The sequence below is a fragment of the Micromonospora sp. WMMA1996 genome, assembly GCF_002573675.1.
GTDB lineage: Bacteria > Actinomycetota > Actinomycetes > Mycobacteriales > Micromonosporaceae > Micromonospora > Micromonospora sediminicola.
The window spans coordinates 3,577,210-3,591,125 of record NZ_PDHU01000001.1; the positions used below are offsets into that span (position 1 = coordinate 3,577,210).

Genomic DNA, 13,916 nt, shown 5'->3' on the forward strand with positions numbered 1-13,916 from the left:
CACCGGCATCACCGGCGGACGGTGCGGGCGAGGTTCCCCAGGGCGACGACGGTGGCCGCGCAGGCGGCGACCATCAGCAGGACCGTCGCCGGCTGGACGGTACGCATGTAGTCGGCGCCGTTCGACAGGGCAAACCTGTACCACCCGAGCGCGAGCGGGTTGAGCAGCACCGCGGCGAGGGCCGTCCACCCGGCCGCGGGCGACCGCTCCCCGGCGGTCCGGGCCGGCCGGCGGACCGCCCACGTGCCGACGGCGGCGAACGTGACGAGCAGCGTGAGCAGCAGCAGGCCGACCATGGCGGGCAGCAGCTCACGCAACGGCACCAGGTGGTCGAGCAACTCCGCCACGAAGCCGGCGCCGTCGTGGGTGACCAGGCCGATCCGGAAGCTGTAGTTCGAGAGCGCGACGACCGTGTACGCGATGTGGACGGTCGTCAGGGCGGCGATGGCGGCCAGGGCGGCACGGCGGGCGAACACCGGCTGAGGTTAACGTCCGCTCCGTCAACCCATGGTGCCCCGGATCTGGCCAGGCAGTCCTCGACCGGCGAGCGGTCACGGCCACGGACTGGCCCACCGTCCTGGAGCGGTGACCACCGTCCGACGGCTGGTCGGCGCGCGTGCACATCCCGAACCCGGGTCACCCGTCGTCCTACCCTCGCAGGCATGACGATTCAGCGCATGGACAACGTCGGCATCGTCGTGGACGACCTCGACGCCGCGATCGCCTTCTTCACCGCGCTCGGCATGGAGCTGGAAGGCCGGATGCCGATCGACGGGAGCTGGGCGGGACGGGTCGTCGGGCTCGACGACATGCGGAGCGAGATCGCGATGATGCGGATCCCGGACGCGCCCGGCAAGCTCGAACTGGTGCGATACCACTCCCCGACGGCGATCATCCCGGAGCCGAGTGTCGCCCCGGCGAACACGCTGGGCCTGCACCGCGTCATGTTCGCCGTCGACGACATCGAGGAAATGCTCGCCCGTCTCCGCCCGCACGGCGCCGAACTCGTCGGTGAGGTGACGCGTTTCGAGGACGTCTTCCTGCTCTGCTACCTGCGCGGGCCGAGCGGCATCGTCGTCGGGCTGGCCGAGCAGCTGACCTGATCTCACCGACGTCGTCAAGCCGGTTGGCGCCGGGGAGCCGGACGGTCGGCGCTCCCCGGTCCCGTTTCCGCTCCGGCCGACAGGGCCAGGTCCGCCACCTCGGCCGCGCACCCCCAGGAGAGCGTCACCCCCGCCCCGCCGTGCCCGTAGGCGTGCACCAGCCGCCCGTCCGCCGGGTCCACCTCGACCCGTGGCCCGCCGTGCCGCGCCGGCCGCAGCCCGATCCGCTCCCCCAGCACCGGCGCGTCGGCCAGCCGGGGCACCAGCGCGACGCAGCGACGCCGGATTGCCGCCGCCGTCTCCGGGTCGGGCCGGGTGTGCGCCACCCCGGGTTCGTACGTGCCGCCGAGCACCACGTCGTGGCGGCGCGGGTGCACGTAGGTGATGCCGGCCGGGTCGTCCTCGTCGCGGACCGAGACGGTCAGGCCGGGGTTCGCCACCAGCAGGACGTGCCCGCGGACCGGATGGACCGCCGGGTCGTCGGCGAGCCGGCCGGCGGCCAGGCCGGTCGCGTTGACCACCACCGGCGCGATCTCGTACGCCTCCGCGAGCGTGTCCACCGGGCGGCGGACGATCCGCCCGCCACCGTTCTCCACCTGCCGGTACAGCCAGGTCAGGTATCGGTTCATCTCCACCGTCGGGGCGGTGAAACGCAACAGCGTGGTGTACGGGGGCCGGGCCGGCTCGGCCACCAGGTCACCGCAGGCGTCCGCCCACCACGGCGGCCCGTCGTACGGGTGGCGCAGCCACATCCGGGTGGGCCGGTCGACCACCCCCGGCACGCCGTCGACCGCCTGGCGGCGCAACTCGGCGTGGGTGTCACGGGCCCAGCGCAGCACCCGGGGGTCCTCGTCGGTGTGGCTCGGGTACCAGACGGCGGCGGCCACCGCGGACACGATGTCCGCCGGGTCGTGTGCGGTCAGCACGGTGACCCGGGCGCCCCGCCGCTGAAGGGTGAGCGCCGTCGTCATCCCGACGACCCCGCCGCCGACCACCACCACGTCCGCTGTCGTCATCGTCCGCTCCCGTCGCCCGTACCGTCGGTGTTCCGCCGATGGTGACCGCCCGGTGGGCGTCCGGTCCAAGACGAATCGGGGAGCCGGCGATAAGCGGCGCTTATGCTGGCGGCGTGGCGGAGATCCCGGGCGCCTGGTCGGACCTGCGCCGGCTGCGCTCCTTCGTGGTGCTCGCCGACGAACGGCACTTCACCCGCGCGGCGGCCCGGCTGGGCATCGCCCAGCCCGCGCTCAGCCAGCAGATCCGGGCCCTGGAGCGGCAGCTCGGCGTGCCGCTGGTGCACCGCACCAGCCGGGGCTGCACGCTGACCGAGGTGGGCGCCCGGGTCGCCGACGAGGCCGCCCGGATGCTCGCCGACGTGGACGCCGCCGCCGCCCGCATCCGTGACCTGGTACGCGGCCGGGGCGGGCGGCTACGGCTGGCGTACACCCGCTCGGCGCGCGGTGGGCGCGTGGACGCGCTGGTCGCCCGCTTCCGGGCCGCCCACCCGGACGTCGAGGTGGTCGCCGAGACGGCCTGGACCGCGCCGAACGTCGCCGGGCTGCTCGCCGGCCGGCTGGACGCGGCGTTCGTCCGTCCCCCGGTGGACGAACCGGCACTGGCCTGCCGCACGGTCGACACCGAGGAACTGGTGCTGGCGCTGCCGGCCGGTCATCCCCTGGCCGCCGGCCGCCGCCGGATCGGCCGCGCCGAGGTGGTCGACCTGCCGGCGGTGATGTGGCCCCGGGAGAACGGGCCGGGCATGTTCGACCGGACCATCGCGCAGGTGTGGCCGCGCGGCGGCTTCCGGCTGGTCCGGCAGGAGCCGGACGACGAGCAGTTGCTGCGCGCGGTGGCGCAGGGCGACGTGGTCGCGGCCGTGCCGGCCGGTCGGGCCCGGGCGTTGCGGCTGCCCGGCGTGCGGCTGCGGCGGTTCACCGCCCCGACGCCCACTGTGGACGTCGGGTTGGCCTGGCCGGCGGGGAGCACCAACCCGGCGCTGCACGCGCTCCTGGCGCTGCTCGACTGAGCGGGCACGGCGCCGGGCGGACCGCCGTCGCGGCCCGCCCGGCGCCGGGGTGCTCAGCCCTTCTGACCCACCCGGTCCACCACCGCGACGGCCAGCGTCGCGGAGGTGCCGGCGTCGCCACCGACGCCGAGGAAGGCGTAGGTCCGCGGGTCGAACACCAGCACCATCGAGGCCGGGACGCGGCCCGTCGACGGCCAGCGCACACCGATGCCGGAGCGGCCCGCACCGTCCCGGGCGTCCGCCACGACCTCCAGCCCGGGCGTCGCGGCGGCGGCCTCGAAGAGCGCGGCCCGGGAACGCGGTCGCAGGTAGCGGCCCCCGGCCAGGTCGAGCACGTCCTTGGCGGCGGCGTTGACGTCACCGGGCTCACCGCTGCGGTGCTTCTCCAGGTAGGCCCGCATGGCCACCGGGTCGGTCGGCATCGCCGGATCGTAGGCGGGCGCCGGGACGCACCGCTCGGTGCCTGGCAGGGGCCGGTCGCCCTTGTACATCTGCGCGCGGCCGTCGCGGCACCCCGGGAGCACGTACTGCCGGCGGCCGGTCCCCGGGTACTCGACGGCCAACCCGTCCCGGGTCCCGTCCACCGACACCCAGCTCTCCCACAGGGCCGGGCCGTCCTGCTTGCGCAGGTAGACGAACTGGTCCGGGCGGGGTTCCACATCGGGCACCCGCAGCGCGGCGGCGGCCGCGTTGCGCAGGACCTGCCCGGCCTCGGCCCGGGCGGGCGGGGTGTCGCCGCCGACCCCCTCGGGGGCCAGCACCAGCACCGCCGCCAGGGAGGCCGCGACGCCCGCCGTCGCCACGCCGGTGAGGACCAGCCGCCAGGCCGGCCGCTTCCGGCGAGCCGGCGCGGGCACGGCCTCCGTCGCGGTCATCGCGCCCACCAGCCGGGTACGCGCGGCGCCGAGCCGGTCCGCGCCGGGCAGCCCGGTCTCCTCGCCGAGCCGCTGGAGCAGTCGCATCTCATCCATTGCTCAGTACCTCCTCGATGGTGTCGGCCGGATCGCCGCCGAGCCGGTCACGGAGCAGCCGGCGGGCCCGGTGGAGTCGGGACCGCACGGTCCCGACCGGAATCGCCAGCGCGGTGGCGACCTCCTCGTACGTCAGGTCCTCCCAGGCGACGAGCAGCAGCACGTCGCGGTCCCCGTCGGCGAGCGCGGCCAGCGCGTCGAGGAGCCGGCGGCGCAACGACCGCGCGCTCACCTCGACGGCGATCCGGTCGGCCGGTGACGCCTCGGCCGACGCCGGCGGGTACGCCTGCCGCAGCCGGTACTCGCGCTCCTCGGTCCGCCGCTGCTGCGCGACCAGGTTGGTGGCGATCCCGTAGAGCCAGGGGCGGGCGTTCGGGCAGTCGGTGTCGTAGCGGTCCCGGCGGCGGAAGGCGGCCAGGAACGTCTCCCCGACCAGGTCGTCGGCGGCCGTCGCGCCGAGCCGGCGGGCCAGGTAGCGGTGGATGTGCGGCGCGTGCCGGTCGAAGATCGCGCCGAAGCTCTCCGGCTCCCGCACGGACCGGGCGATGACCGCCGCGTCCGTCATGGCACCGACGTCGACCTCGGTCGACCGTCTCGGTCTTCTCATGTGCGGCCTCTCGGCGAGTGGGGACGTGTCACCCTGTTGTCCGCTCCTGCGGGCCGGAGGGTTCACGCCGGTGACGGTAGGACGGACGGCCGGTACCGCGCGGGACCGAGCGGTATGTCCGCCTCGGTTACGCTCGGGACGTTCGGCCTTGGGGAGGGCTCATGACTGCGGATCCTTCGATGAGCGGCGACTTCACCCGCATGCTCGACGCGACGATGGCGGCACTTCGGACGGTCGGCCCGCCGCCCGGCGACGACGCGGACACACCGGCCGTCGGCGAGGCCGCCGACGGCCAGGTCCGCGCGGAGATGGGGCCGGACGGCCGGCTCCGGTCGCTGCACGTCGAGCCGCGGCTGATGCGGCTCGGCTCCGAGGAGTTGACCGCGCACGTCGTCACCGCGGTCAACGCGGCGATCGACGGGTTGCGTACCACGCCGGCACCGCAGGTGGCGGACATGTCGCAGCTGCGCGAGCAGTTGCGGGAGGTGCGGGACACCGCGGTGCCCCGACTCGGGTCGTTCCTCGACGCGCTCACCGAGGCGCAGGAGCGGCTGGCGCGGGGGACGCAGCGGTGAGCGGCGACGGGTTCGAGGTGCACCCGCCGCTGATCCGGGCCGCCGGCAAGGGCGTCGCCGACCTCGCCACCCGCTTCTCCGGCGAGCTGGAGGCGTTCGAGGCGCGGTTGCGGGGCTACGGCGAGCCGTGGGGCGCCGACGACATCGGCTCGCTCATCGGCATCGCCTACACCGAGGTGGCCACCTACATCGTCGACTGCGTGGGAATGGCGACGGACGAGTTCACCTCCGCCGGCGCCGACATCACCGGCATGGCCGACGCGTACGAGAAGGTCGACGACGACGGCGCGGGCACCATGCGGTCGCTGGCCGACGGGTTGGGGTGACCGGTGGGACTGCAACTGCCCGGTGAGCTGATCACCGCGCTCGGCTGGATCGGCTACACCTGGCCGGAGGCCGACGAGGTGAAGCTCTTCGAGATGGGCCAGGCGTGGATCGAGTTCGCCGGCCGGATCGGGGCGGCGGCCGGTGAGGCGGACGCGGCGGCGGCACAGGTGTGGACGCAGAACGTGGGGCCGGCGGTGGCCGCGTTCCAGAAGTGGTGGGGCGGCGAGCAGAACGGGCCGCTGGTGCTGCACGACAGCATGCCGGCGGCCGTGCTGCTCGGCGCCGGGCTGATCATCTGCGCGGCGATCGTGCTGGCGTTGAAGATCGCGGTGATCGTGCAGCTGGCGATCCTCGCCTTCGAGGTGGCCCAGGCGATCGCCACCGCCGTGGTCACGTTCGGGGCGTCGCTGGCCGAGATCCCGATCTTCCAGGTGATCACCCGGGAGATCGTCGGCGCGCTGATCGACCAGGTCATCGGCCGGCTGCTCGATGCCTAGCCCGAGACGCGGCCGGGGCGCCGCCGCGAAGCCGGCTGCCGGCAGGATCGTCCGCAAGGCGGTCGAGAAGCTGGAGAAGCCGATCGTCCGGGTCACCGGGCCGAACCACAACCTGCCCACCAGGGTCGTGCGCGTGGAGCGCCGCGACTTCCACGCCACCGCCCAGTTCCGGCGCAAGATGGCGGCGCTCAAGAAGCTCAGCGACGAGGGCAAGCTCTACAAGGCCACCAACCCGGTCCAGCGGGACAAGAGCATCACCGACGGCTACAAGGAGCGGATCCGGCAGAAGATCTGGGACAAGTACTGGCCGCACGACAAGGACCTCGCCAACCGGCTCAGCCAACGACTCAGCGACTACCACCCCGACCACGTGTGGGAACTGCAGCTCGGCGGGCCGGACACCGTCGACAACCTCAAGCTGCTGCATGGTAGAACCAACACAGACATCGGCTCCCAGATCTGGGGGCAGATCCAGAATCTGCCGGACGGGACCCCGATCCGAATAGAGGTAGTGGATTGACTCCCGATCTTGCGCAGCTGCTCGACGAACTCCGCGCCGACCTGGCCGAGGAGGAGCCGGCCAGTCTCGCGTACGCGCAGATCGGCGACCCGGCCGACGAGGGTGAGGTGCCGGCGGAGCTGCCGACCGGCCTGCGCGAGTTCCTGCTCGTCGCCGACGGCCTGCGGGCCGGCGCGATCGAGCTGGCGTCGTCCGGCCGGCTGGCCGCGGTGCAATACTTCCTCGACTACGCGCCCGACTTCTCCCCCATCCCCCAGGACAAGGCCGGCTGGCTGGTCGTCGGCACCCGCAGCGACGAGCCGATCTTCCTGGAGCGCGCCACCGGCGCGGTCTGGTACTTCCCCCCGACCGGCACCGAGTGGTTCATGGGCGACGCCTTCGCGGAGCTGGCCCCCGACCTCGACTCGTTCGTGCACTACTACGTCCTCGGCCCCGGCTACGCCGAACTGGTCACCGACGACGACCAGTGGTACGCGTTCCTGCACCGGCAGGGCCTGCTCGACGAGGCGGACGAGGACGACGGGGCACAGCCGTGACCGTCACCCGCGAGCAGCTCACCGCGCTCTGGGGTGAGCGGGGCGTCGTCTACTTCCCCGACCAGCGCTTCGACGCCGTCCTCGGGCCGCTCGGCCCGGAGGTCTTCCCGCCCGACGGCGCGCTCCCGGTCGAGGTGCCGATCCTGTTCACCGTGGACGTCACGGTCCCCGACGTCGAGCTGTTCTCCACCCTGGCGATCGAGCTGGGCGACCAGGGCCCCCGCCCGTACGTCGTGCTGGGCTGCTCCCCGGAGGATCCCGCGCTGCTGTTCTGCCTGGACGCGGGCACCGGCGAGGTGCTCCTGCTCGACCTGGACACGCCCAACCTGGAGACGGTGAACCGCACCTTCGCCGCGTTCGTGGAGTTCCTCTACCGGTTGGGGCAGCTCATCGCGACCGACCCGGGCGGGCGGGAGCGGGCCGCCCGGGCGGCGGCGATCCGGGAGGACCTGCGCACGGTCGACCCGGCGGCGTTCGCCGACCCGGAGTCCTGGTGGAACATGGCCTTCGACGAGCTGGAGTCCACCGCCTGACCGGCGCCGTCACCGCGACGTCGCGCCGATGGTGACCACCCGGGCCCAGTCCGGCGGCGACGTCGGCACCCGGTCGGTGTGTTCGCTCCACCGCGTCTGCCGGGGAAACAGGCCCACGACCGTCCGGCAGGCCGGCCGCGCGGCGGGCCACGGCGTCTGCCCGTCGGTCAGCACGACGACGACGTCGGGGTGGCGGCTGTCCCGCAGCGCCCGGGCGAAACCGGCACGCAGGTCCGTGCCCCCGCCACCGACCAGCGGAAGGTCCTCGGCCCGGCACAGCGCCAGCACCCGGTCGGCGGCGGCGTCACAGGGCAGCACGCTCACCAGGTCCCGACGGCCGCCGACGGCGCGCGCGATAGCGGTGACCTCCAGCAGCGCGCTGCCCAGCTCGCTGTCGCTGACCGAACCGGAGGTGTCGACGACGACGCAGAGGCGTGGCGGTCGGCGGCGCAGCGCCGGCAGGACAACTCCGCTGACGCCGGTGGACCGCCGCGACGGGCGGCCGTAGGTGTAGTCGTCGCCCGCGCCGGAGGCGGAGACCGCCGACCGGACGGCGGCGCCCAGAAGCTCCCGCCAGGGCTGCGGCGGATGGAACACCTCCTCCGCCCACCGTCGCCACCCCCGGGGCGCGGTCCCGGGGCGGCCGGTGATGCCCTCCGCGACGCGGAACCGCACGGCGTCCCGTTCCTGCTCGGTCAGCCCGTGCGCGCCGTCCGGCCCCAGGTCCCACTCCCGGTCGAGACCGTCGGCGCCGCTGCCGCAGTCCAACCAGGCCAGGTGCTGGGTGAGCGGCCCGAGCCGGAACTGCCGCAGGTACTCCTCCATCAGCTCGCCGTCGGGCAGCCGCAGGCTGCGGGGTTCGACGGCGCCCTCGGGCTTGACCAGCCCGTCGCCGTACGCGTCGTCGTTGATCTCGCAGTCCGCGGCGATGTTGATCCGCAGCCGCTCCGCCGGCCCGGTCAGCCCCTGCTCCCGAACCACCCGGTCGCCTCGACCGTGGTGGTCCCGCAGCAGGTGGGACACCTCGTGCACCCACACGCCGGCGAGGTCCTCGACCGGCGTCCGGTCCACGAACAGCGGTGAGACGTAGCACCGCCAGTGCCGGTCCACGGCCATGGTGGGGACGCGTCGGGACTCGACCACGTGCAGCGCGAACAGCGCCGTCGCGAGGTAGGGGCGGGCCCGCGCGGCGTAGAGGCGCGCGGTGAGCAGCTTGTCCCGGTCCAGGACCGTCGCCGTGGCGGTCATCGGCTGGCTCCGGTGGTCGCCGCGACCCGCTCGGCCGTCTCGTCGGCCCGTCGGGCCAGCGACGCCACGGGCATGACCCGGTCGATCACCGCCGGCACGTCCCAGTCCTCACGGCGCAGCCTGGCCAGCGTGGTCGCCGGGACGACCACCAGGTCCGGCGCGCCGGTCTCCACCGCCCGGCCGAGCACCGTCCAGGCCGCGTCCCAGCGGGACCGGTCCGGGCGTCGGCGGACCGCCTCCACCACGCCGTCCAGCACCGCCTGGCGCAGGTCTCCCCGCTCGGGCACGACGGCGGCGGCGGGGTCGGCCAGCAGTTCCTCGGGGTCGGGCAGGTCCATCCGGTCCAGGCTGGCCAGCAGCTCCAGCCCCGGACCGTCCCCGACGGCACCCCGGACCAGGGTGGACAGCACGTCCCGGGAGGTGCCCGCGGCCTCCGCGAAGGCGATCAGCCGCAGCGCCATCTCCCAACTGCGCGGCGACGGCCACGCGCCGCCGCGCCCGGCCTCGCTGGTGGGCAGCCGGTGCACCAGCGTGGGGCGCGTCGACAACAGACCGCACACCGCCCGCCGGGCGTACCCGACGGCGTCGGTCAGCCGCGCCGGGTCGAGCCGGGGCATCGTGGCGCGGGGCCACGTCCCGCCGAGACCCCGGACGACGACCTCGTGGTCGTGGCTCCACTGCAGGTGCACGAAGCGGTTGGCCAGCGGCGGGCTCAGTTCCCAGCCGTCCGCGGCCGCGCTGCGGGGGTTGGCGGCGGCCACGATCCGGACCTCCGGTGGCAGGCGCAGGCTGCCGACGCGCCGTTCGAGGACGAGGCGGAGCAGGGCCGCCTGCACCGCCGGCGGGGCGGTGGACAGCTCGTCCAGGAACAGCAGCCCCCGGCCGACGCGGACCAGGCGGACCGCCCAGTCCGGTGGCGCCATCGGCACGCCCTGGGTCGCCGGGTCGTCGCCGACCACCGGCAGTCCGGCGAAGTCGGACGGCTCGTGCACGCTGGCGATGACGGTGGTCAGCGGCAGGTCCAGCGCGGCGGCGAGCTGGGTCAGCGCGGCCGTCTTGCCGATGCCGGGGGCGCCCCAGAGCAGCACCGGCAGGTCGGCCGCCACGGCGAGGGTCAGCGCCTCCAGTTGCGGATCGGGGCGCGGCTCGGTGGCGGTGTCACCGAGCAGGGTGAGCAGGTCGGCGGCGACGTCGAGCTGCGTCGACTGTGGACGGGCGGGCAGGGTGGAGCGAGCAGGCATGGGCATCACCGGGGTCGTCGGGGCCGGGTCGCGGCCGGGCGGTCAGCGGGCGTGGGCGTGGCGGGGGCGGGAGCGTCGCGCCGGGGCGGTCCGCCGCCGGTCCCGCGCGGAGGGAGGCGGGCAGTGCCCGGCCAGTCCGGCCCGGAACAGCCCGTGCGTGATCCGCCGCAGTGCGGCGGTCTCCAGTTCGGTCCTCAGGTCGCCGGGGCGCAGCAGCGCGTCCGGCCCGAGCAGCGCCTCGACGGTCGCCACCGCGCCGGCCAGGTCGCCGTGGTCCAGGCGCGCCCGGATCTCCGGGAGGGACCCGGGACGGCGGTGCGCCTCGTCGACGGCCCGCAGGCAGGGCAGCGGCGTGCCGGTCAGTGCGGCGAGCAGCTCCTCCCGGCGGATCTCCGCCGGGTCGTGGTCCAGGGCCGTGAGGACCCCGTCGACCAGGGCTATCCGATGCCGGGCACCTCGGCAGGTCACCAGGCCGGGCGGGTCCGCGGGCGGACCGGCGACCGCGGGGACGGGTCGGCTCCCCGGGGCCAGCGCCGACGCGACCAACGGGTGCAGCCGCTCCGCCTCGATCAGCCCGTGGCATAGCAGGTCCAGGTCGGGCGACGTCCAGGTCGCCGCGTCGGGCAGCGCCGGCACCTCGGCGACCCGGCCCGGCCGGACCGGTCGGGCGGTCCATCCGCCGGTTCCGTCGGCGGCAAGGAGCAGCCGACGACGCGGTCCGAGCCGCACCGACACCGCCCGACCCGCCGGGTCCTCCGTCCGCAGCAGCCTCGCCGCCTCGTCCGGCCACCGGTGCACCGCGTACCCCGGCGGCGGCACCGGCGGGCCGAACGCCGGCGCCTCGTCGGCCGGCCGGTCGGCGCCGGACCGGGCCCGCAACTCGGGGGCGCGGCGCGCGTCCCACAGGTGGCGGTGCAGGTCCAGCCGGTAGCGGCGGTCGGGGCGGGGGTGCGGGTGGGCACGGACGTCGTCGCCGGGCCCGCTCCACACCGCCAGGCTGATCCGCTGCCCGGCGTCCGCCCAGGACGGCGGTGTCCGCGCGACCAGGTGGACGGCGCCGGCCCCGCCGGCGGGACCGTACCGCGCCAGCGAGACGGTCAGCCCGGGACGCAACAGCCCGTCCGGGGCGACCCTCGGCAGGTGCCAGCGCAGCAGGTCGGGCGCCAGATGTCGCAGGTCGGAACGGAGCCGGGCGGCCACCTCCCGACCGTGCCGGTCGGTCACCGCGTGCAGGCTCAGGTCGACGTCGACGCGCGCCGCCGCACAGGCGCCGGCCCAGTCACCGACCCGCCGACGCTCGGTCGCGGTCTGGATCATCGACGGCGGGACGGCGTACTCACGCACCCGCAGCCAGAGGGAGAGACGGGATTCCGCGTTCGCGGCCGGGGAGCGCATCAGCACTCACCTTGCGCGAACCGGGCCCCCAATCTGCACGAGAGAGTCATCGCGGTGGAGCGTAACCGCGCGCCCGCCTGACCGCCAGTGCTAATCCGCCTGTCCGACCAGCAGGGAGGGCGCCGCCGGCTCGCCGCGGTCCGCACCGCGGAGGCCGACGACGAGCAGCAGGTACGCGGTAAGTTCCACCGCCACGGTCAGCGCCGGCACCGGTTGCGGCATGGCCGACGTGGGTGTGATGGCGTGCCAGGCGAACAGTTCGGTTCCCTCGCCCGCGAAGCCGGACAGCGGCACGGCACCGATGCTGCTGTCGGTCAACGGCAGCGCGATCACCGCCAGCAGGGCCGCGCCGGCCGCCGCCAACAGCCGGCCGTGCCCAGCCAGCAGGGCGGCCAGGGTCAGCGCGAGGGTGGCCAGGGCCACCGACGGCACCACCGCGAGGATCACGGCGGACACCGGTTCGGCACCATCGACGTCGGGGGCGTGGGCCGGGTCGCCGGGGGCCAGGTCGCGCCAGATGTCGACGACCCGGACGACCGCGTACCCGACGACTGGTGCGGCCGCCGCGCCGGCCGCGACCACCCAGCGGGGCGGGACCGGGCCGCGCCACCGGAGCAGCAGCACGGCCAGCGCGCCAAGCATCGCCCAGCAGGCGGTGAGCCCGGCGTCGAAGCCGGCCGTCAGCTCCACCCGGACCTCGTCCGGCCGGAGCACCTGCCAGCCGATGTCGGCCGAACCCGGTTCCGGCGGCATGGTCCGCAGCGCGTCCGCGGCCAGCAGGGCCAGCGCCGCCGGCGTCACGAGCGCCGTCCGCGTCGGCCACCGACCGGCCGGGGGCCCGCCGACGACCGCGTACGCGAGTAGCAGCACCAGGGCGAGCACCTCGGCGCCGCGCCAGACCGGCCGGGCCACCAGCACACCGACGACGTGCAGGGCCACGCACACCACGGCGGCGCTCAGGAGCAGGGGTCCGCGACGCACCCGGCGGATCTTGTCACAGGGGACGGTCGGCCGCTGCCCCCTCGACCCGTCAGCTGCCGGCCGGCACCTGGTCCTTGATGTCGTCGTAGCCGACCGCGCCGGGCGCCTCGGCCGGCGCGTAGATCACCCGGATCACGCCGGTCGGGAACACCTCGGTCGCGGTCACCCGCAGGTGGTAGGCGCCGTCGCCCTCGTCGAACAGCCGACGGCCCTTGCGCGCCGCGACCGGGTGGATCAGCAGCCGCAGTTCGTCGACCAGACCGGCGGCGAGCAGCTGCTGCACCACCGAGATCGAGCCGGGGATCAGGATGCCCTTGACGCCGGCGTCGGCCTTCAGCGCGGTCACGGCGTCGACGAGGTCGCCGTCGACCAGCTCCGAGTTGCGCCAGGAGAACTCCAGCGGCTGGCGGGAGACGACGACCTTGCGCATGTCGCCGAGCTGCTTGGCGAACGGCGCGTCCTCGCCGCCGGCGGCCTCCCGGTCGGGCCACGCGCCGGCGAAGCTGTCGTAGGTTTCGCGCCCGATGAGCAGCACGTCGGAGGTGTCGTAGTCCTCCGTCACGGCGCGGCCCATGTTGTCGTCGAAGTAGGGGAAGTGCCACTCGGGGTCGATCTCGGCGACGCCGTCGGCCGAGATGAACAGCGTGGAGATGACCTTGGCCATCGCAGTGCTCCTTCGCGTCAGGGATGTCGACGGGTAGACCGCCGCAGCATGCCAAACTCATCGCCCGCGATGGGGGACGTCGGCGCCGGGTGCCGCCCCGAGCCGTCGGACCGGTCCGGCATGATCGACGACCATGACCGACCCTTCGCTCCTGCTGGACCGCCTGACCCGTCGGGTTCGCGCGGACGAGCCCGAGTCGCCGCTGCCCCCGCCGCTCTCCGCCGCCCGGATCGCCGAGGCCGAGCGCAGGCTGGGATTTCCGCTGCACCCCTTGCTGGCCCTGATCTACCGGGAGTTCGCCAACGGCGGGTTCGGGCCCGACTACCAGCTGCTGAGCCTCGTCGACGGACCGACCGACGAGCAGGCGGTCGACTCCTATCTGGAGGCCCGCGCGGCTGACGGGGGCAGCGACTGGGCCTGGCCCGAGGGAGTCCTGCCGATCCTCGACTGGGGTTGCGGTATGTACGCGTGCGTCGACTGCCGCACCGAGGAGGGCACGGTGCTGCTCTTCGAGCCGAATCCCGGCGATCCGGACCTGGCCTGGTGGGTGGATTCGCCGAGCCTGGCGCAGTGGCTCGACCACTACATCGAGGACACCGGCTGGTGGGTACGCGCGGAGGACGGCGACGACGTGGGCGAGATGCCGCCGTGGCCGCACGCCCGGGCCCGCGCGGCCGGGTGACGGCACGCGG

At 74.9% G+C, this 13,916-nt stretch carries 18 protein-coding genes; 9 read left to right on the forward strand and 9 right to left on the reverse strand.

From position 1 onward, the window contains the following. Positions 1-8 precede the first annotated feature (8 nt). The gene (locus COO58_RS16220) at positions 9-476 is read right to left on the reverse strand and encodes a hypothetical protein (protein ID WP_098745583.1); all 468 of its coding nucleotides are present in this window, start codon (positions 474-476) and stop codon (positions 9-11) included. Positions 477-662: 186 nt separating this feature from the next. Between COO58_RS16220 and COO58_RS16225 the strand changes: the two genes are divergently transcribed. Then, complete coding sequence (locus COO58_RS16225; protein ID WP_098745585.1) at positions 663-1,103, forward strand: VOC family protein; 441 nt, start codon at positions 663-665, stop codon at positions 1,101-1,103. Between the two features lie 14 nt (positions 1,104-1,117). Here the strand turns inward: COO58_RS16225 and COO58_RS16230 are convergent, their stop codons facing one another. Continuing rightward, the gene (locus COO58_RS16230; protein WP_098745586.1) at positions 1,118-2,119 is read right to left on the reverse strand and encodes an FAD-dependent oxidoreductase; all 1,002 of its coding nucleotides are present in this window, start codon (positions 2,117-2,119) and stop codon (positions 1,118-1,120) included. A gap of 113 nt (positions 2,120-2,232) precedes the next feature. Between COO58_RS16230 and COO58_RS16235 the strand changes: the two genes are divergently transcribed. Continuing rightward, entirely contained in the window at positions 2,233-3,129 is an 897-nt protein-coding gene (locus tag COO58_RS16235) for a LysR family transcriptional regulator (RefSeq protein ID WP_255292643.1), read from the forward strand. Between the two features lie 53 nt (positions 3,130-3,182). Here COO58_RS16235 and COO58_RS16240 read toward each other — a convergent pair whose 3' ends face one another. Continuing rightward, positions 3,183-4,100, reverse strand: a complete 918-nt coding sequence (locus tag COO58_RS16240) for a CU044_5270 family protein (RefSeq protein ID WP_098745589.1) — start codon at positions 4,098-4,100, stop codon at positions 3,183-3,185. Continuing rightward, positions 4,093-4,707, reverse strand: a complete 615-nt coding sequence (locus tag COO58_RS16245; RefSeq protein ID WP_098745590.1) for an RNA polymerase sigma factor — start codon at positions 4,705-4,707, stop codon at positions 4,093-4,095. The genes COO58_RS16240 and COO58_RS16245 overlap by 8 nt, the downstream gene beginning before the upstream one ends. A gap of 161 nt (positions 4,708-4,868) precedes the next feature. Between COO58_RS16245 and COO58_RS16250 the strand changes: the two genes are divergently transcribed. The 6 genes from COO58_RS16250 to COO58_RS16275 are packed head-to-tail and all read left to right on the forward strand — an operon-like array spanning position 4,869 to position 7,695. After that, a complete protein-coding gene (locus COO58_RS16250; RefSeq protein WP_091578840.1) occupies positions 4,869-5,282 on the forward strand; it encodes a YbaB/EbfC family nucleoid-associated protein in 414 nt (137 codons plus the stop codon). Then, on the forward strand, positions 5,279-5,608 hold the full coding sequence (locus COO58_RS16255) for a hypothetical protein (protein ID WP_098745592.1): 330 nt from the start codon (positions 5,279-5,281) through the stop codon (positions 5,606-5,608). The genes COO58_RS16250 and COO58_RS16255 overlap by 4 nt, the downstream gene beginning before the upstream one ends. Before the next feature lie 3 nt (positions 5,609-5,611). Then, positions 5,612-6,106, forward strand: coding sequence for a hypothetical protein (locus tag COO58_RS16260; protein WP_091578845.1), 495 nt, complete (start codon positions 5,612-5,614; stop codon positions 6,104-6,106). Further along, positions 6,099-6,626 (forward strand): endonuclease, encoded by a 528-nt coding sequence (locus COO58_RS16265; RefSeq protein WP_091578848.1) that lies wholly within the window; start codon positions 6,099-6,101, stop codon positions 6,624-6,626. The genes COO58_RS16260 and COO58_RS16265 overlap by 8 nt, the downstream gene beginning before the upstream one ends. Continuing rightward, positions 6,623-7,162 (forward strand): SUKH-4 family immunity protein, encoded by a 540-nt coding sequence (locus tag COO58_RS16270; protein WP_091578850.1) that lies wholly within the window; start codon positions 6,623-6,625, stop codon positions 7,160-7,162. Before COO58_RS16265 ends, COO58_RS16270 begins: the two co-directional genes overlap by 4 nt. Further along, a complete protein-coding gene (locus tag COO58_RS16275; protein WP_091578852.1) occupies positions 7,159-7,695 on the forward strand; it encodes an SUKH-4 family immunity protein in 537 nt (178 codons plus the stop codon). Before COO58_RS16270 ends, COO58_RS16275 begins: the two co-directional genes overlap by 4 nt. Positions 7,696-7,704: 9 nt before the next feature. Here COO58_RS16275 and COO58_RS16280 read toward each other — a convergent pair whose 3' ends face one another. The 5 genes from COO58_RS16280 to COO58_RS16300 form a co-directional block, all read right to left on the reverse strand. Beyond that, entirely contained in the window at positions 7,705-8,943 is a 1,239-nt protein-coding gene (locus COO58_RS16280) for a VWA-like domain-containing protein (protein WP_098745593.1), read from the reverse strand. Then, positions 8,940-10,184: an AAA family ATPase gene (locus COO58_RS16285; protein WP_218012361.1), complete on the reverse strand. Its 1,245-nt coding sequence runs from the start codon at positions 10,182-10,184 to the stop codon at positions 8,940-8,942. Before COO58_RS16285 ends, COO58_RS16280 begins: the two co-directional genes overlap by 4 nt. Positions 10,185-10,226: 42 nt before the next feature. Continuing rightward, on the reverse strand, positions 10,227-11,579 hold the full coding sequence (locus COO58_RS16290) for a hypothetical protein (RefSeq protein WP_098746390.1): 1,353 nt from the start codon (positions 11,577-11,579) through the stop codon (positions 10,227-10,229). 90 nt (positions 11,580-11,669) lie between these two features. Next, the gene (locus COO58_RS16295) at positions 11,670-12,560 is read right to left on the reverse strand and encodes a hypothetical protein (RefSeq protein ID WP_091578861.1); all 891 of its coding nucleotides are present in this window, start codon (positions 12,558-12,560) and stop codon (positions 11,670-11,672) included. 49 nt (positions 12,561-12,609) lie between these two features. Further along, positions 12,610-13,224, reverse strand: a complete 615-nt coding sequence (locus tag COO58_RS16300; protein WP_091578864.1) for a dihydrofolate reductase family protein — start codon at positions 13,222-13,224, stop codon at positions 12,610-12,612. Between the two features lie 133 nt (positions 13,225-13,357). Between COO58_RS16300 and COO58_RS16305 the strand changes: the two genes are divergently transcribed. Further along, complete coding sequence (locus COO58_RS16305) at positions 13,358-13,906, forward strand: SMI1/KNR4 family protein (protein WP_098745596.1); 549 nt, start codon at positions 13,358-13,360, stop codon at positions 13,904-13,906. The last annotated feature ends 10 nt before the right edge of the window (positions 13,907-13,916 follow it).